Raw genomic sequence first — 17,262 nt, 5'->3', positions numbered from 1 at the left:
GCAGCCCAGGACTGCGAAATCCGCAAGACAGGAGTCACACAGCAACGAATTTCATTGATCCGGCCTTGCGTAACTGACGAGACCTCGTGCACAGTGAAGTCGTGGCCAGTCGAAGCACAGACCCCAGCAGCCCTCGCGAGGGGGCGACCACCCGCACCACCACCGGTGGCGGCCGCGGCCAGAGCGGAACACCCTCGGTCGACGCCGTCTCCCTGGCGATCATCGAACAGCTCCAGGAGGACGGCCGCAGGCCGTACGCCGCCATCGGCAAGGCCGTCGGCCTGTCCGAGGCGGCCGTGCGCCAGCGCGTCCAGAAGCTCCTGGACCAGGGCGTGATGCAGATCGTCGCCGTGACGGACCCGCTCACCGTGGGCTTCCGCCGCCAGGCGATGGTCGGGATCGACGTCGAGGGCGACGTGGACCCGGTCGCCGACGCCGTCGCCGCGATGCCGGAGGCGGAGTACGTGGTGATGACCGCGGGCTCGCACGACCTGCTCGTGGAAATCGTCTGCGAGGACGACGACCACCTGCTGGAGGTCATCAACAAGCGGATCCGCGCGCTCCCCGGCGTGCGCTCGACCGAGAGCTTCGTCTACCTCAAGCTGAAGAAGCAGACCTACATGTGGGGAACCCGATAGCCGTGAGCAAGGACCTCAGCAAAACCGCGTACGACCACCTGTGGATGCACTTCACGCGCATGTCGTCGTACGAGAACACGCCCGTGCCCACCATCGTGCGCGGTGAGGGCACCTACATCTACGACGACCAGGGCAAGAAGTACCTCGACGGTCTCGCGGGCCTGTTCGTGGTCCAGGCCGGGCACGGCCGCCGCGAGCTGGCCGAGGTCGCCGCCAAGCAGGCGGCCGACCTCGCCTTCTTCCCCATCTGGTCGTACGCCCACCCGAGCGCCGTCGAACTGGCCGAGCGCCTGGCCCACTACGCCCCGGGCGACCTGAACAAGGTCTTCTTCACCACCGGCGGCGGCGAGGCCGTCGAGACCGCCTGGAAGCTGGCGAAGCAGTACCACAAGCTCACCGGCAACCACACGAAGTACAAGGTCATCTCCCGCGCGGTCGCCTATCACGGCACTCCGCAGGGCGCCCTGTCCATCACCGGCCTGCCCGCCCTGAAGGCCCCCTTCGAGCCGCTCGTCCCGGGCGCGCACAAGGTGCCGAACACCAACATCTACCGCGCCCCGATCCACGGCGACGACCCGGAGGCCTTCGGCCGCTGGGCCGCCGACCAGATCGAGCAGGAGATCCTCTTCGAAGGCCCCGAGACCGTCGCCGCGGTCTTCCTGGAGCCGGTGCAGAACGCGGGCGGCTGCTTCCCGCCCCCGCCCGGCTACTTCCAGCGCGTGCGCGAGATCTGCGACAAGTACGACGTGCTGCTGGTCTCCGACGAGGTCATCTGCGCCTTCGGCCGCCTCGGCACGATGTTCGCCTGCGACAAGTTCGGCTACGTCCCCGACATCATCACCTGCGCCAAGGGCATGACCTCGGGCTACTCCCCGATCGGCGCGGCCATCGTCTCCGACCGCATCGCCGAGCCGTTCTACAAGGGCGACAACACCTTCCTGCACGGCTACACCTTCGGCGGCCACCCGGTCTCCGCGGCCGTCGGCCTCGCCAACCTCGACCTCTTCGAGCGCGAGGGCCTCAACCAGCACGTGCTCGACAACGAGGGCGCGTTCCTGACCACCCTCCAGAAGCTGCACGACCTGCCGATCGTCGGCGACGTCCGCGGCAACGGCTTCTTCTACGGCATCGAGCTGGTCAAGGACAAGGCCACCAAGGAGTCCTTCACGGACGAGGAGTCCGAGCGCGTGCTCTACGGCTTCGTCTCCAAGAAGCTCTTCGAGTACGGCCTGTACTGCCGCGCCGACGACCGCGGTGACCCCGTCATCCAGCTGTCGCCGCCGCTGATCTCGGACCAGTCCACGTTCGACGAGATCGAGGGCATCGTCCGCCAGGTCCTGACGGAGGCCTGGACCAAGATCTGACCCGGCACGACACCGGCCCGGGCGCACCCATCCGAGTGAGATGGGTGCGCCCGGGCCGCGTCCTTGTCCGGGGTCCCACCCTCACTACCTAGCGTGCCCAGTGACCGATCGGCCCAGCCTTCGTTCCCCCGTACGGGGGAGGCAATCTGATCTGAACCGAGGTGTACGCCCATGGTGGCCCCGCCGGACAACGACGTGCTGTGGGCTCGTGCCCTGCACGTCACGCTCAACGGCACTCCCGCACTCACCGGCGTCTCGCTCGGTGTCCGCGAGGGCGAGATCCTCGCCGTCGGCGGCCCGCGCGGCAGCGGCAAGACGACGCTCCTGCGCTGTCTGTCCGGCCAACTGCCGCCGCAGCGGGGCGAGGTCTGGTTCAACTCCACGCCCGTGCACACCATGGGCCCGCTGGTCCGCGAACGGCTGCGCCGCGACCGGTTCGGCTGGATCGACCCCGAGCCCTCGCTCGTCCCCGAGCTGACCGGCTGGGAGAACGCCGCGCTCGCGCTGCTCCTGCGCGGCGCCCCGCACCGCACCGCCAAGCGCGCGGCCCTGGAGTGGCTGGAGCGCCTCGACGCGGGCGACTGCGCCCGCAAGCGGCCGCACGCCCTCACCCGCGCCGAGTGCCAGCGCGTGGCCGTCGCCCGCGCCCTCGCCGCGGCCCCCGCCGTCCTCTTCGCGGACGAGCCCACCGCGCCGCTGCACAGCGCCGACCGCGCGCACGTCCTGCGCACCCTGACGACGGCCGCCCGCTCGCACGGCATCACCGTCGTCCTCGCCACCCACGACGCGGAGGTCGCCGCCCTCGCCGACCGCACGGTCGCCCTCCTCGACGGCCGACGCGTGCACACCCTGCGCCTGCCCGGCGACGAGCACCAGCCCGCCGCCGCTGCCGAGGGCGCCGGGGCCGGGGCGGCGCGCGGGGCCGCGGAGGGACCTGGCGGCTCCGGCGGGCCCGGCGCCTCGGGCGGGCCCGGCGCCTCAGCAGGCGGGCCCGGCGCCTCAGCAGGCGGGCCCGGCACCTCAGGCGGGCCGGGCGCCTCCGCGGACGGGGCCAAAGCCGCCGACCGGCCCGGTGCCGCCGCCGGTGGGCCAGGGGCCTCCGGGCGGCCCGGCGGATCCGACACGGAAGGCCGGGCCGCGTGCTCGCTCTCCGTCTAGCGCGCGGCGCCCACCCCCTGGTCCTGCTGCGCCGCCTGCTCGTCGCCGCCGCGGCGGCCGGGACCGGATTCCTGCTCCTGTGCGCCCTCGGCCACGCCCTGGGCCACCCCGGCTCCGGCGGCGCCGCGGCGCGCCTGGCCTGGTGCGCGCTGCCGCTCGCCGCCACCGGGTACTTCGCCGTCGCCGTGGCCCGTACCGACCCCGGCACCAAGCCGCGCCCCGGGCTCTCCTCGGTCGGCCTCGGCCCCGGGCGGCTGATGGTCATCTCGGCCATGACCACGGCGGTGGCCTGCACCCTCGGGTCCATGGTGGCGCTGCTGTTCTTCCTGCACCTGCGCGGTGACCTCACCGGCCTGCCGTTCGACGGCGCCGCCGCCGAACTCCTCGCCGCCGACCGGCCGTTGCCGCTCGCCGCCGCGCTCACCCTGCTCGCCCTCGCCCCGCTCGGCGCCTCCTGCGCGGTCGCGCTCACGCTGCGCCCGCGGCGCACGAAGCCCGGAGCGGAGCCGCCCGACCCCGACGCGCCGCCCCCGGCACCGGGCGGCCTGCCGTGGGGCGTGGCCCTGCTCGCGGCCGGGCTCGCCGTCGAGACGTACGCGAGCGGCGCCGACGCGGCACCGGGCCTGCGCATGCCCGGCGGCATCGACGGCAGCCCGGCCGGGGTGCTCACCGGGTGGGCGCTCACCGCGATCGGCCTCGCGCTCGCCGGGCCCGGCCTCACCCATCTGTGCGGACGCGTGCTCCAGGCGGTGCGGCCCGGGGCGCTCCGGCTGCTCGCGGGGCGCGTCCTGATGCGGGAGGCGCGGCGGATCGGCCAGCCCCTCGGCGTGGTGTGCGCGGTGGCCTCGGGCGCGTACGCGCTCACCACCCTGCACGCAGCGGGCGGCCGCGCGGACATCGGCCCGCTCACCACCCTCGGCGCGCTCCTTGTCGCGGGCTGCACGGTGCTCACTCTGGTCACCGCGGCGGCCGAGGCCCGCCGCGCCCGCGCCTCGACCCGGGCGGCGCTGGTCCGCCTCGGAGCGCCCGCGTCCCTGCTCCGGGGCTCCGCGGCCCTGCGCGCGGGCGTACTCGCGGCCGCGTTCGGCCCTCTGACCTGGCTGGTGGCACAGCTGTCGGCGATGCCGCTGACCGCTTGAGACACCGCCCCCCGAGGTCCTCCGACCCCGGGGAAAGGGCGGGCCGGGGGTGCTCACGCGAGGGCCCGTCCCGCCCGCTCGAAAAAACTTCCGCACCACCGATGAGTTCTCGCCCGGCCCCCCGTCTACCCCTCCGTAAGGCAGACCGCACCCACGCACCCCACCCGAGCGGGAGACACCTCATGCACCAGCAGATGATCTTCGTGAACCTGGCCGTGTCCGACGTCGACGCCTCCAAGAAGTTCTTCACGGAGCTCGGCTACACGATCAACCCCCAGTTCACGACGGACGACTGCGCCTACGTGGTGATCAGCGAAACCATCGGCGTGATGCTGCTCGGCACGGCGCGCTACCAGGACTTCACCACCAAGCAGATCGCGGACTCCACGAAGACCAGCGAGGTCCTGCTCTGTCTCAGCGCCCAGAGCCGCGCCGAGGTCGACGAGGTGGTCGACAAGGCCGTCGCGGCGGGCGGCACCGCGGGCCGCACCCAGGACTACGGCACCATGTACGGCCGCAGCTTCGACGACCTCGACGGCCACACCTGGGAAATCATGTGGATGGACCCGGCCCAGGTCGAGGGCTGACCCCACCGTCCCCGCTGCCGGGTGCCTAGCATGGGCGGATGCTCACCTCCGCAGCATCCGCCCCGCACCCCGGCGACCGCGAGATCGAGACGCTCGCCGCGTTCGACGAGGTCATCGCGGCACACGGCTCACTGGCCGGATACCGCGTCCAGGCAGTCGATCTGACGGACCGTACGGACGCGTTGCTGGCCGTGGACACCACGGACGCCGTCTTCCTGGGCTGCCCCATGCACGAGGAAGCGGCGGCGCGGGTCCGCGCCTCCGGCGCCCTGGTCTTCCCACCCGTGCCGGGGCTGCCCTTCGACCCCTACCTCGCCCGCCTCTACACACCGGGCGACTTGTTCGCGGGCCTCGCCGACGGCGGGTACGACGCGACGCCGGACGCCCGCGCGTACGCCTGGTTCCAGCGGACCAAGGCCGACGGCGACGTCTTCGCCTCGATGCTGCGGGCGGTCCACGACGACTCCGTCTCCGACGCGCTCGACGAACTCCTGCACGGCGCACGGGTCGTGGGCGTCATGGGCGGCCACGCGATGGGCCGCGGCACGGACGCGTACGCGGGCGCGGCCCGGCTCGGCCGCTCCCTCGCACGGGCCGGTCTCACGGTGGCGACGGGCGGCGGGCCCGGCGCGATGGAGGCCGCGAACCTCGGCGCGTACGCCGCCCCGTACGACGACACCATGCTCGACGAAGCCCTCGAACTCCTCGCCAAGGCACCGTCGTTCACTCCGTCGGTGACCGAGTGGGCCAAGGCCGCGTTCACCGTGCGCGAGCGGTGGCCGGACGGTGGGGCGTCTGTTGGCATCCCCACCTGGTTCTACGGCCACGAGCCGCCGAACGCGTTCGCCGCGCACCTCGCGAAGTACTTCGCCAACGCCACGCGCGAGGACGGGCTGCTCGCCCGCTCGAACGCGGGCGTCGTCTTCCTGCCCGGCGCCGCCGGCACGGTCCAGGAGATCTTCGACAACGCGACCCCCAACTACTACGAGTCCCGCGGCGAGCCCACCCCCATGATCCTGGTCGACCGCGCCCACTGGACCACCCGCCTCCCGGCCTGGCCCCTCCTCCAGGCCTTGGCGTCCGACCGCCCGATGGCGGGACGGATCGCACTGGTGGAAGACGCGGAGGCAGCGGCAGCGGCACTGGTGTCACTCGCACGTTGACGTTCCGCTGTGGGCAATCGTCCGCAGGGCGAGGGGGGCATCCCCTGCTCGAGCGAAGCCGAGAGCTTGGGGAAGGGTGGGCACAGCCCCCAGGTGCCGCCCAGCCGTTCAACAGGGCCTCAGCACAGCCGAGGCTCAGCCGAACGACGCCTTCGCCAGCCAGAACTCCAGCAACCCCCGGTCCCCAAGCACCTCGACCCGCCCGGAATCCAGCCCCCGCCGCCGATAGAACGCGAGCAGCACCTCGGTCAGAGGCCCCCGCAGTACGACATCCGCCCCAGCGCCCCCGCGCGTCCACGTGACCCCGTCCGGCCCGAGCGTAATGAGCCACTCAACCCCGGCGTCCAGCGCGCGCAGCCCCAGTGTCCGCCCCTCCCCCACCAGCTCCGCAGCCCGCGGATCCGCCTTCGCCAGCTGCACGAACCGCACGATGTCCAGCCACTCGTCGATGGCGTCGGCGGCCACGTCGGGCGCCACCTCGTACGGGGCGCCCACGGCGATCGCCGCGTCCGCCCGGTGGATCGCCACCTCGTGCGTCATGCGCCGCGCCCAGAACCCGGCGGTGGCCTCCCCCGCCCAGGACCACACGGGCGTATCGGCCTCGGCGCCCCGCAGCGTCGCGTCGAACATCTCCGCCGTCTCGGCCAGCCACGCGTCGAGCGCGGCCACGCCCCCGGCCTCGGGCCCGCCGAAACCGGGCACCCGCGCGTCGGGGATGTTCTCCGTGGCCCGGGTCCGCACGTGCAGCTCGACCAGGCGCACGGCACCGCCCGTGTGCCGTACGAGCCGGTCGAGGGTCCAGTCGGGGCAGGTGGGGACGGTCACCGACAGATCGGCGCCGTCCAGTGTCGTCCGCAGGCTCTCCAGCTGGGCGGCGACCTGGTCGCGGTAACGCTCGTACGGAAGGCTGGCCATGGGCCGAGCCTAGGCCGTCGCTCCCCGCCGCAGCACGACGATTTCCTCCACCGCGAAGCGCACGCCCACGCGTGCGCCCGGCTCCGGCGCGTCGCGCAGTCCGCACGCGGCCTCCAGACGGGGCGCGCCCTCGCCGTCGACCGGCTCCAGGCGCACGGCGACGTGCGTGCCCCGGAACGTCCGCCCCGTCACCACGCATGCGAGCCCGTCGTCCGCCCCCACGAGCCGCACTCCGGCGGGGCGTACGAGCAGTCGGCAGGGGCCGTCCGCCGTGCCGTCCGGCACGGGCACCTTGCCCCACACGGTCGCGGCGGCCGGTCCCGTGACCGTCGCGTCGACCACGTTGTCGAAGCCGAGGAAGCGTGCCACGAACTCGTCGGCGGGCCTGCGCCACACCTCAAGAGGCGTACCGGACTGGGCGATCCGGCCGTCCCGCATCACCACGACCCGGTCGGCGAGCGCGAACGCCTCGCCCTGGTCGTGCGTGACCGCGAGCACCGTCGTCCCCAACTCCTTGAACAGCTCCCGGAGTTCGGCGACCAGGCGCTCCCGGAGCGACCGGTCGAGCTGGCCGAGCGGCTCGTCGAGCATCAGCAGGTGCGGCCGGGGCGCGAGCGCCCGCGCGAGCGCGACCCGCTGCTGCTCGCCGCCCGACAGCGAGGCGACCGCCCGCTTCTGCGCCCCCGGCAGGCCCACCAGATCGAGGAGTTCCGCCACGCGCAGCGCCTGCTCGGCGCGCGGTACGCCGCGCATGCGCAGGCCGAAGGCCACGTTGCCCGCCACGTCGCGCTGCGGGAAGAGCTGGTGGTCCTGGAACATCAGGCCGACGCCCCGCTTGTGCGCGGGCACCCCGGTCTGGTCGCGGCCGCCGAGCACGACCCGTCCGGAGTCGAGCGCCTGGAGCCCGGCGACCGCCCGCAGCAGGGTGGACTTGCCGCTGCCGCTCGGCCCGAGCACGCACACGATCTCGTGCTCGGCGACGCCGAGGTCGACTCCATCGAGCGCGGTGTGCGCGGCCCGCGCGCCGAAGCGCACGGTGGCCTCGTCGAGCCTTAGCAGCGCGCCCGGCGCACGCCCCGCGGAGGCCGTGGCGGTCATCAGAACTCTCCCGTCGTACGGTCCGTGCGCAGCCGCTCCAGGAGCAGGAGCGACACCGCGCACACCACCATGAGAATCGTCGAAAGGGCCATGGCCTGCCCGTAGTTGAGGTCACCGGGGCGACCGAACAGGGTGGCCACCGCGACCGGCAGGGTCGGGTTGTCCGGCCGCGCGATGAACACCGTCGCGCCGAACTCGCCGAGCGACACCGCGAAGGCGAACCCGGCCGCGATGAGGAGCGCCCGGCGCACCAGCGGCAGGTCGACCTCCCGCCAGGCCCGCAGCGGCGAGGCCCCGAGCACGGCCGCCGCCTCGCGCAGCCGCTCGTCCACGGCGCGCAGCACGGGCAGCATCGTGCGGACCACGAACGGCACGCCCACCAGGGCCTGGGCGAGCGGCACCAGGAACCAGGACGCCCGCAGGTCGAGCGGCGGCTCGTCCAGGGCGATGAGGAAGCCGAAGCCGACCGTCACCGCGGACACGCCGAGCGGCAGCATCAGGAGCGCGTCGAAGCCGCGCACGAGGCGGCCCGCGCGCCGGGTCAGCGCGGTGGCCGCGAGCCCGCCGACGACCAGGGCGATGACGGTGGCCACGGCCGCGTACGTCAGGGAGTTCCCGATCGCCTCGACGGGCGGCACCAGGAAGGCCCCGCCCTCCGTCGAGGTCAGCTGCCGGTAGTACGCGAAGCCGTATCCCTGCGGGCCGTCGAGGGACCGCTGCACCAGGACGCCGAGCGGCAGCACGATCAGCACGGCCACGGTGAGCAGGACGAAGCCGAGCAGCCCCCACTGCCCGGCCCCGCGCGGCCTGCGCGCCGTCGTCGCGGCGTCCACGAGGCGGAGCGTGCTCTCGCGCCGGCGCACGGTCCAGGCGTGCACGGCCAGGACCCCGCCCACCGCCGCGAACTGCACGAGGGTGAGGACGGCGGCCGTCGGCAGGTCGAGCAGGTTGGCCGTCTGCCGGTAGATCTCCACTTCGAGCGTCGCGTACGTGGGTCCGCCGAGGATCTGCACGACACCGAAGGACGTGAACGTGAACAGGAAGACCATCAGCGCGGCGGCCGCCACGGCGGGCGCGAGCGCGGGCAGCGTCACCGTCCGCCACGCGCGCGTGCGCGAGGCCCCGAGCATCCGCGCGGCCTCCTCCTGGCGCGGGTCGAGCTGGGCCCACAGCCCGCCGACGGTGCGCACGACCACGGCGTAGTTGAAGAAGACGTGGGCGAGCAGGATCGCCCACACCGTGGTGTCCAGACGGACGCCCCACAGCTCGTCGAAGAGCCCGCCGCGCCCGATCAGCGCGAGGAAGGCGGTGCCCACGACGACGGTCGGAAGCACGAACGGCACGGTGACGACGGCCCGCAGCACCTGTTTGCCCCGGAAGTCGAAGCGCGCGAAGACATACGCGCCGGGGAGCGCGAACAGCAGGGTGAGCGCCGTCGACGCGAGCGCCTGCCAGGTGGTGAACCACAGCACGTGCTGGATGTCGGACTGCCCGAGCACGTCCGCGATCCGCCCGAACTGCCAGGCGCCGTCCACCTTCAGGCCGCGCGCGACGATCGCGGCGACCGGATAGGCGAAGAAGACGGCGAAGAACACGACGGGCAGGGCCATGAGCCCGAGCCGCGCCGCGCCTCCCCGCGAGGGCCGCCGGCCCGTGCGGGCCGGGGCCTTCGCTACTTCAGTACGAGCGAGGTCCACGACTTGACCCACGGCTCACGGTTGTCGGCGATCTTCTTGGGGGCCATGGTCCGGGGGTCGGCGACCTCGACGCCGTGCTCCTGGAAGAGCTTCGGCACCCGCGCACCCTCCCGCACGGGGTTCACGAACATCTGCAGCGGCATGTCGTCCTGGAACTCCTTGCCGGAGAGGAAGTCGAGCAGGGCCTTGCCGCCCTTGGCGTTCTCGGCGTTGCTGAGCAGGCCCGCGTACTCGATCTGCCGGAAGCAGGTGCCGGTCGCGACGCCGGTCGGGGCCTGCTTCGGCTGCGGCTTGGCGTACAGGACCTCGACGGGCGGCGAGGAGGCGTACGACACGACGAGCGGCCGGTCGCCCTTGGCCTTGCGGCCGCCCGCGGAGCCGGAGAACTCCTGGTTGTAGGCCTGGTCCCAGCCGTCGACGACCTTGACGCCGTTGTCCTTGAGCTTCTTCCAGTAGCCCTGCCAGCCGTCGTCGCCGTACGCGGCCGCGGTGCCGAGCAGGAAGCCGAGGCCGGGCGAGGACGTGGAGGCGTTCTCGGTGACCAGGAGGTTCTTGTACGCGGGCTTGACCAGGTCGGCGAAGGTCTTCGGCGGCGCGAGCTTCTTGTCGGCGAAGTACTTCTTGTCGTAGTTCACGCAGATGTCGCCGCTGTCGACGGGCGTCACGCGGCGCTCGCCCTTCGCGAGCCGGTACTCCGGCTTCACCAGGCCCGCGTCCTTGGCCTCGTACGGCTGGAAGAGGCCGTTGTCGAGGGCGCGCGAGAGCAGGGTGTTGTCGACGCCGAAGAAGACGTCGCCCTGGGGGTTGCCCTTGGTGAGGATCGCCTTGTTGACGGCCTGGCCCGCGTCGCCGTCCTTGAGGACGCGGACCTTGTACCCGGAACGCTTCTCGAAGTCCTTCAGGACGTCCTTGGAGACGTTGAAGGAGCCGTGGCTGACCAGCGTGACGTCCTTGGACCCCTGCGAGGAGCCGCCGGAGCCGCTGCCGGAGCCGCACGCGGAGACGGCGACGAGCCCGAGGCCCACCGCGACCGCGGTGAGTGTGGCCTTCTTGGTGGTGCTCACGTGAGTTCATTCCTCCTGGAGTGACCAGGAGAAGACGCGGCCCTGCCCGCGAACCGGGCGGTTCGCGGGCAGGGCGCAACAGCTTGAGTGGTGACCGAACTTCCTACCCGGAATGACCCGGGCGAGGTTCAGAGGGTCTGCGGCCGGCCTGTGTCAGGTGCCGCACTCTCAGCGCTGTGGCGCTCCCCTGTCGGAATATGCAGATGTTCCGGCCAGCGTACCGCGCTAGCGTTCGGCTGCCGCGAGCTGTCCACAGGCGCCGTCGATCTCCTGACCTCGGGTGTCGCGGACGGTCACGGGCACGCCGTGGGCGGCGATGGCCTCGACGAAGGCCTTCTCGTCCTCGGGGCGCGAGGCCGTCCACTTCGAGCCCGGCGTGGGGTTCAGCGGGATCAGGTTGACGTGCACCGGCTTGCCCTTGAGGAGGCGGCCGAGGCGGTCACCGCGCCAGGCGTGGTCGTTGATGTCGCGGATCAGGGCGTACTCGATGGAGAGCCGCCGCCCGGACTTCGCCGCGTACTCCCAGCCCGCGTCCAGGACCTCGCGGACCTTCCACCGGGTGTTCACCGGGACGAGGGTGTCGCGCAGCTCGTCGTCGGGCGCGTGCAGGGAGATCGCCAGGCGGCACTTGAAGCCCTCGTCGGCGAACCGGTGGATGGCGGGCACCAGGCCGACCGTCGAGACGGTGATGCCGCGCTGGGACAGGCCCACGCCGTCGGGCTCGGGGTCGGTGAGGCGGCGGATCGCGCCGACCACCCGGTTGTAGTTGGCCAGCGGCTCGCCCATGCCCATGAAGACGATGTTGCTCAGCCGCGCGGGGCCGCCCGGGATCTCGCCGTCGCGCAGGGCCCGCATGCCGTCCACGATCTGGTGCACGATCTCGGCCGTGGACAGGTTCCGGTCGAGGCCGGCCTGGCCCGTGGCGCAGAACGGGCAGTTCATGCCGCAGCCCGCCTGGGAGCTGATGCACATCGTCACCCGGTCGGGGTACCGCATGAGCACGGACTCGACGAGCGTGCCGTCGAAGAGGCGCCACAGGGTCTTGCGCGTGGTGTCGTCGTCACAGCTGATGTGCCGCACGACGCTCATCAGCTCGGGAAGCAGCGCCTCCTGCAGCTTGCCGCGGGCCCCGGCCGGGATGTCCGTCCACTGCTCGGGGTCGTGCGCGTACCGCGCGAAGTAGTGCTGCGAGAGCTGCTTGGCGCGGAACGGCTTCTCGCCGATGGTGGCGACGGCCTCCTTGCGCTCGGCGGGCGTGAGGTCGGCGAGATGCCGCGGCGGCTTCTTGGCTCCGCGCGGCGCGACGAAAGTGAGTTCTCCGGGCTTGGGCATGATGACTCCATTGTCCCAGAGATACGACAAGGGGCCCGCCGCCTGTGGACAACGGGCCCCTCACCTACGAATCAGCAGGTCAGCCGCTTTCGACTACCGAGGTCACCCGGACCCGACGAACACCACCAGCAGCAGCCACACCACCGGGGCCGTCGGCAGCAAGGAGTCGAGCCGGTCCATGATGCCGCCGTGGCCCGGCAGCAGCGTGCCCATGTCCTTGATGCCGAGGTCCCGCTTGATCATGGACTCGCCGAGGTCGCCGAGCGTCGCGCTCGCGGCCACCGCGAGGCCGATCAGGAGACCCTGCCACCACGTGCCGTCGTCGATCATGAAGTGCATGCACAGCGCGCCCGCCGCCATGGCGAAGGCCACTGCGCCGAGCAGGCCCTCCCGGGTCTTTCCGGGGCTGATGCGCGGCGCCAGCTTGTGCTTGCCGAACCGCCAGCCGACCGCGTACGCCCCGGTGTCGCTGACCACGGTCAGGATCAGGAAGGTGAGCACGCGTTGCGGGCCGTCGTCCGCGGTGAGCATCAGCGCCACGAAGGTGGCGAGGAAGGGCACGTAGAAGGCCGCGAAGACGCCCGCGGTGACGTCCTTGAGATAGCCATCCGGCGGCTCCGTCATACGCCAGACGAGTACCGCGAGCGCGGTCAGCGCCATCGCCACCCAGGCGCCCTCGGCACCGCGCACGTACCCGGCGACGACCATCGCCGCACCGCCCACGGCCAGCGGCACCAGCGGCGCCTTGATGGCCTTGCGCTCCTGCAGACGGGAGGTGAGCTCCCACAGTCCGACCACGACGGCGACCGCTATGACGCCGACGAAGACGGCCTTCTTGAAGAACAGCGACGCGAGGATGACGGCACCGAGGCCCACCCCGACCCCTATGGCCGCCCCGAGGTCGCGCCCCGCGCTCTTCTTCTGCGGTGCTGGGGCGGGCTGTGGTGCGCCGGTCATGGGCTCCTGCGGCTTCTGCGCGGGGTTCGAAGAGTGCGCCGCGTGCGCTGCGTGCGCGGTCTCGTCACGGAACAGGGGGCCGCTCGACTGAGCAGCCCCCCGGTCGTCGTCCTGGTGTCCGCCGCTCGCGGCTACGTCGGGAACGATGGGCATGGGCTGAGTCTCTGACGGATTCAGCGCGTGCGCATCGTGTGCGGGACCCACCGGGGCAGCACCCTGGACCGGTCCCTGGTCGGGCGCCCCCCAGTACCCGGCTCTGGACGGCGCCCCCCAGGAAGTGTCGTTCACGGAATCGGATTCCTCAGACCTAGATCAGACGTCGCTCGACTCGGCAGACCCCACGGGTCAGACCTCGAGCAGCTCGGATTCCTTGTGCTTGAGCAGCTCGTCGACCTGGGCGACGTACTTGGCGGTGAGGTCGTCGAGTTCCTTCTCGGCACGACGGCCCTCGTCCTCGCCGATGTCGCCGTCCTTGATCGCCTTGTCGAAGGCCTCCTTGGCCTTGCGACGGATCGAACGGATCGAGATCTTGGAGTCCTCGGCCTTGGTCTTGGCGACCTTGATGTACTCCTTGCGGCGGTCCTGGGTGAGCTCGGGGAACGTCACCCGGATGATGTTGCCGTCGTTGCTCGGGTTGACGCCGAGGTCGGAGTCGCGGATCGCCTGCTCGATGTTGCGCAGCGCGGTCTTGTCGAACGGCGTCACGACCGCCATGCGCGGCTCGGGCACCGAGAACGAGGCGAGCTGGTTGATCGGCGTCAGCGCGCCGTAGTAGTCGGCCACGATCTTGTTGAACATCGCCGGGTGCGCACGGCCCGTGCGGATCGCGGCGAAGTCCTCCTTGGCGACCACGACGGCCTTCTCCATCTTCTCCTCGGCCTCGAGGAGGGTCTCTTCGATCACCACTTGCTCCTGCGTGTCTTGAGTGGGCCCGGCTTCCATGGATCGGCCGGCTGCGTCGCGTCTCTTTCCTGCACGGTGTCCGACCGGCAGGGCTTTGTCCATCCCTCAGAGGCGCCTCGGAGCCCCGTGGAACCCCGGGGAGCCCCCGGAGCCCGGTGGGACCGTACGGGACGGACGTCCTCGGCTCAGGCCCGGGAGTCCTGGTCGCCGACGAGCGTGCCGATCTTCTCACCCTTGACCGCCCGCGCGATATTGCCCTCGGCGAGCAGCTCGAAGACCAGGATGGGCAGCTTGTTGTCCCGGCACAGCGTGATGGCGGTGGCGTCGGCGACCTTCAGGTCGCGGGTGATGACCTCGCCGTAGCCGAGGGAGTCGAACTTCACCGCGTCCGGGTTCTTCTTGGGGTCGGAGTCGTAGACCCCGTCGACGCCGTTCTTGCCCATGAGCAGGGCCTCGGCGTCGATCTCCAGAGCACGCTGGGCGGCGGTGGTGTCGGTGGAGAAGTACGGCATGCCCATGCCGGCGCCGAAGATCACGACGCGGCCCTTCTCCAGGTGGCGCACGGCGCGCAGCGGGATGTACGGCTCGGCGACCTGGCCCATGGTGATGGCGGTCTGGACGCGGCAGTCGATGCCTTCCTTCTCCAGGAAGTCCTGGAGGGCGAGGCAGTTCATGACCGTGCCGAGCATGCCCATGTAGTCGGAGCGGGCCCGGTCCATGCCGCGCTGCTGGAGCTCGGCGCCGCGGAAGAAGTTGCCACCGCCGATGACGATGGCGATCTGCGCGCCGTCCCGCACGACGGCCGCGATCTCGCGGGCGATGTTGTGCACCACGTCGGGGTCGACGCCGAGGCCGCCGCCCCCGGCGAACGCCTCACCGGAGAGCTTCAGCAGGAAGCGCCCGGCCACTTTGCCGTCGTCAGTCTTGGTGTCGGCCTTGGTCATGGAGTTCTCCTTGTGGTGCACATACGAAGAGGCCATTGCCGGTGGGGTGGTGTTCATCCCATGCTCGGCAATGGCCTCCTCGTCAGATCTTGCGGTCGTCCGTCGCGTACGAGGCGCACCGTCGCTCTCGGTACGGCCCTCGCGGTACGACGTCACGGCCGTCGCGCGCGCCGCTGCGCACGCGGGCGACCGCGGTAGACCCTAGCGGGGTCTACCGGCGATCGTGGTGCGGACTCAGATGCCGACCTTGATGCGCGAGAAGCGCTTCAGGGTGACACCGGCCTCCTGCAGGACCTTCTCGACGGACTTCTTGTTGTCGAGGGCGTAGGGCTGGCCCAGGAGGGTGGCGTCCTTGAAGAAGCCGTTGACGCGACCCTCAACGATCTTCGGGAGCGCGGCCTCCGGCTTGCCCTCGGCGCGGGTGGTCTCCTCGGCGACGCGACGCTCGGACTCGACGACCTCGGCCGGAACGTCCTCACGGGTGAGGTACTTCGGCGCGAAGGCGGCGATGTGCTGGGCGATGCCCCGGGCGACGTCGGCGTTCGGCTTGTCCAGCTCGACGAGGACACCGATCTGCGGGGGCAGGTCGGGCATCGTGCGGTGCATGTACGCCGAGACGAAGCCGTCGGAGAACTGCGCGAAGCGGTCCAGGACGATCTTCTCGCCGAGGTTGGCGTTGGCCTCGTCGACGAACGCCTGGACGGTCTTGCCGGCCTCGATCTCGGAGGCGAGCAGCGCCTCGATGTCGGCCGGGTTCGTCTTGGCGACGTGCGCGGCGATCGCGGCGGCGACGGCCTGGAACTTCTCGCCCTTGGCGACGAAGTCCGTCTCGCACTTCAGCTCGACGATGACACCGGTGGAGTTGTCGTCGGCGATCAGGGAGACGATCGCGCCGTTCTCGGCGGAGCGGCCCTCGCGCTTGGCGACGCCCTTCTGGCCCTTGATGCGCAGCGCCTCGACGGCCTTGTCGACGTTGCCGTCGGCCTCGTCGAGCGCCTTCTTGCAGTCCATCATGCCGGCGCCGGTGAGCTCGCGGAGCTTCTTGACGTCAGCGGCGGTGTAGTTCGCCATGATTCTCTGAAGTCTTTCTCGAAGTCGAAGATCTACGGGTGAACGGCGGGGGCCGCGCTCGTGGCGCGGGCCCCCGCCGTCAGCATCCGATGCTGAGGTCAGGCCTGCTCGGCGGCGTCCGCGGCCGGAGCCTCGGCAGCCTTCTCCTCGGCCTTGGGGGCCTCGGCGGCCTCCTCAGCCTTGGGGGCCTCGGTGTCAGCGGCCTTCTCGTCGGCCTTCTTCTCGCCCTCGAGCAGGTCGCGCTCCCACTCGGCGAGCGGCTCGCCCGCGGCCTTCTCGCCCGGCTTCGAGTCGCCGGTGGCCACGCCGGAGCGGGCGATGAGGCCCTCGGCGACGGCGTCGGCGATCACGCGGGTGAGCAGGGTGACGGAGCGGATCGCGTCGTCGTTGCCCGGGATCTTGTAGTCGACCTCGTCGGGGTCGCAGTTGGTGTCGAGGATCGCGACGACCGGGATGTTCAGCTTCCGGGCCTCGCCAACCGCGATGTGCTCCTTCTTGGTGTCCACGATCCAGACGGCGCTGGGCACCTTCTGCATCTCGCGGATACCGCCGAGGGTCTTCTCCAGCTTGGCCTTCTCGCGGGAGAGGACCAGCAGCTCCTTCTTGGTGAGGCCGGAGGCGGCCACGTCCTCGAAGTCGATGGCCTCAAGCTCCTTGAGGCGCTGCAGGCGCTTGTAGACGGTCGAGAAGTTGGTGAGCATGCCGCCCAGCCAGCGCTGGTTGACGTAGGGCATGCCGACGCGGGTGGCCTGCTCGGCGATGGCCTCCTGCGCCTGCTTCTTCGTACCCACGAACATGACCGTGCCGCCGTGGGCGACGGTCTCCTTGACGAACTCGTAGGCGCGGTCGATGTACGACAGCGACTGGAGCAGGTCGATGATGTAGATGCCGTTGCGCTCCGTGAAGATGAAGCGCTTCATCTTCGGGTTCCAACGACGGGTCTGGTGACCGAAGTGGACGCCGCTTTCCAGCAGCTCCCGCATCGTGACGACGGCCATGGCCGTACTCCTTGGTTTTCTCGGTTGTGTCCTGACGCCCTGCCGCGCGCCGTGCCACGCACTCGCGTGCGGGACCGAAAGGCGCTGACACCGGCGGCTCGGAGAGCCCGGTGCCGGGGCGTGCGAAGTCGACCCGGTGACCCGGATCGCCACATGAAGTGTACGGGACCCGCGAGGTGCCGGGTGACGCCGCTGTCCACAACCGGCTGGTAGTCCACAGTTCCCGGCCAAGAT

15 protein-coding genes and 1 pseudogene are annotated in these 17,262 nt (G+C 71.4%); 6 read left to right on the top strand and 10 right to left on the bottom strand.

All coding sequences use genetic code 11. From position 1 onward, the window contains the following. Positions 1–101 precede the first annotated feature (101 nt). The 6 genes and pseudogenes from MQV74_RS29370 to MQV74_RS29340 all read left to right on the top strand — a co-directional run bounded on the left by MQV74_RS29370 (position 102) and on the right by MQV74_RS29340 (position 6,049). On the top strand, positions 102–638 hold the full coding sequence (locus MQV74_RS29370; protein WP_374120712.1) for an Lrp/AsnC family transcriptional regulator: 537 nt from the start codon (positions 102–104) through the stop codon (positions 636–638). Continuing rightward, positions 623–2,002 (top strand): aspartate aminotransferase family protein, encoded by a 1,380-nt coding sequence (locus tag MQV74_RS29365; RefSeq protein WP_242724317.1) that lies wholly within the window; start codon positions 623–625, stop codon positions 2,000–2,002. Before MQV74_RS29370 ends, MQV74_RS29365 begins: the two co-directional genes overlap by 16 nt. A 171-nt stretch (positions 2,003–2,173) precedes the next feature. Then, positions 2,174–2,908: pseudogene (locus MQV74_RS29360) on the top strand (ABC transporter ATP-binding protein); the annotation flags it as partial. Between the two features lie 233 nt (positions 2,909–3,141). Further along, positions 3,142–4,299: a hypothetical protein gene (locus tag MQV74_RS29350; RefSeq protein WP_242724314.1), complete on the top strand. Its 1,158-nt coding sequence runs from the start codon at positions 3,142–3,144 to the stop codon at positions 4,297–4,299. A 182-nt stretch (positions 4,300–4,481) separates the two neighbouring features. After that, positions 4,482–4,886, top strand: a complete 405-nt coding sequence (locus MQV74_RS29345) for a VOC family protein (protein WP_242724311.1) — start codon at positions 4,482–4,484, stop codon at positions 4,884–4,886. A gap of 38 nt (positions 4,887–4,924) precedes the next feature. Next, entirely contained in the window at positions 4,925–6,049 is a 1,125-nt protein-coding gene (locus MQV74_RS29340; protein ID WP_242724309.1) for an LOG family protein, read from the top strand. A gap of 135 nt (positions 6,050–6,184) precedes the next feature. Here the strand turns inward: MQV74_RS29340 and MQV74_RS29335 are convergent, their stop codons facing one another. From MQV74_RS29335 to rpsB, 10 genes are all read right to left on the bottom strand, one after another. Next, a complete protein-coding gene (locus MQV74_RS29335) occupies positions 6,185–6,964 on the bottom strand; it encodes a maleylpyruvate isomerase family mycothiol-dependent enzyme (RefSeq protein WP_242724306.1) in 780 nt (259 codons plus the stop codon). Between the two features lie 9 nt (positions 6,965–6,973). Further along, the gene (locus tag MQV74_RS29330; protein WP_242724303.1) at positions 6,974–8,062 is read right to left on the bottom strand and encodes an ABC transporter ATP-binding protein; all 1,089 of its coding nucleotides are present in this window, start codon (positions 8,060–8,062) and stop codon (positions 6,974–6,976) included. Beyond that, positions 8,062–9,759 carry an ABC transporter permease gene (locus MQV74_RS29325; RefSeq protein WP_374120802.1) on the bottom strand — a complete coding sequence of 566 codons (1,698 nt, stop codon included), beginning with the start codon at positions 9,757–9,759 and terminating at the stop codon, positions 8,062–8,064. The genes MQV74_RS29330 and MQV74_RS29325 overlap by 1 nt, the downstream gene beginning before the upstream one ends. Then, positions 9,735–10,823, bottom strand: coding sequence for a thiamine ABC transporter substrate-binding protein (locus MQV74_RS29320; protein ID WP_242724297.1), 1,089 nt, complete (start codon positions 10,821–10,823; stop codon positions 9,735–9,737). The genes MQV74_RS29325 and MQV74_RS29320 overlap by 25 nt, the downstream gene beginning before the upstream one ends. 225 nt (positions 10,824–11,048) lie before the next feature. Beyond that, positions 11,049–12,155 (bottom strand): 23S rRNA (adenine(2503)-C(2))-methyltransferase RlmN, encoded by a 1,107-nt coding sequence (rlmN, locus tag MQV74_RS29315; RefSeq protein ID WP_030675873.1) that lies wholly within the window; start codon positions 12,153–12,155, stop codon positions 11,049–11,051. A gap of 102 nt (positions 12,156–12,257) precedes the next feature. Next, the gene (locus tag MQV74_RS29310) at positions 12,258–13,400 is read right to left on the bottom strand and encodes a phosphatidate cytidylyltransferase (RefSeq protein ID WP_242724295.1); all 1,143 of its coding nucleotides are present in this window, start codon (positions 13,398–13,400) and stop codon (positions 12,258–12,260) included. Between the two features lie 57 nt (positions 13,401–13,457). After that, positions 13,458–14,015 (bottom strand): ribosome recycling factor, encoded by a 558-nt coding sequence (gene frr, locus MQV74_RS29305; protein ID WP_138962079.1) that lies wholly within the window; start codon positions 14,013–14,015, stop codon positions 13,458–13,460. Positions 14,016–14,200: 185 nt separating this feature from the next. Beyond that, positions 14,201–14,995, bottom strand: a complete 795-nt coding sequence (pyrH, locus tag MQV74_RS29300) for a UMP kinase (RefSeq protein ID WP_374120711.1) — start codon at positions 14,993–14,995, stop codon at positions 14,201–14,203. Positions 14,996–15,193: 198 nt separating this feature from the next. Beyond that, complete coding sequence (gene tsf / locus MQV74_RS29295; protein WP_242724273.1) at positions 15,194–16,030, bottom strand: translation elongation factor Ts; 837 nt, start codon at positions 16,028–16,030, stop codon at positions 15,194–15,196. Between the two features lie 98 nt (positions 16,031–16,128). After that, the gene (gene rpsB, locus MQV74_RS29290; RefSeq protein WP_242724263.1) at positions 16,129–17,028 is read right to left on the bottom strand and encodes a 30S ribosomal protein S2; all 900 of its coding nucleotides are present in this window, start codon (positions 17,026–17,028) and stop codon (positions 16,129–16,131) included. Positions 17,029–17,262 lie beyond the last annotated feature (234 nt).

The sequence above is a fragment of the Streptomyces sp. AN091965 genome (assembly GCF_022698285.1).
Lineage (GTDB): Bacteria > Actinomycetota > Actinomycetes > Streptomycetales > Streptomycetaceae > Streptomyces.
This window is presented reverse-complemented; position numbering and strand designations above follow the sequence as displayed.

Bases quoted from the DNA above. Each gene is read 5' to 3' on its own strand.
- MQV74_RS29345 (WP_242724311.1), top strand. From the start codon at position 4,482: ATGCACCAGCAGATGATCTTCGTGAACCTGGCCGTGTCCGACGTCGAC.
- MQV74_RS29340 (WP_242724309.1), top strand. From the start codon at position 4,925: ATGCTCACCTCCGCAGCATCCGCCCCGCACCCCGGCGACCGCGAGATC.
- MQV74_RS29335 (WP_242724306.1), bottom strand. From the start codon at position 6,964: ATGGCCAGCCTTCCGTACGAGCGTTACCGCGACCAGGTCGCCGCCCAG.
- MQV74_RS29330 (WP_242724303.1), bottom strand. From the start codon at position 8,062: ATGACCGCCACGGCCTCCGCGGGGCGTGCGCCGGGCGCGCTGCTAAGG.
- rlmN (WP_030675873.1), bottom strand. From the start codon at position 12,155: ATGCCCAAGCCCGGAGAACTCACTTTCGTCGCGCCGCGCGGAGCCAAG.
- pyrH (WP_374120711.1), bottom strand. From the start codon at position 14,995: ATGGCCTCTTCGTATGTGCACCACAAGGAGAACTCCATGACCAAGGCC.
- tsf (WP_242724273.1), bottom strand. From the start codon at position 16,030: ATGGCGAACTACACCGCCGCTGACGTCAAGAAGCTCCGCGAGCTCACC.
- rpsB (WP_242724263.1), bottom strand. From the start codon at position 17,028: ATGGCCGTCGTCACGATGCGGGAGCTGCTGGAAAGCGGCGTCCACTTC.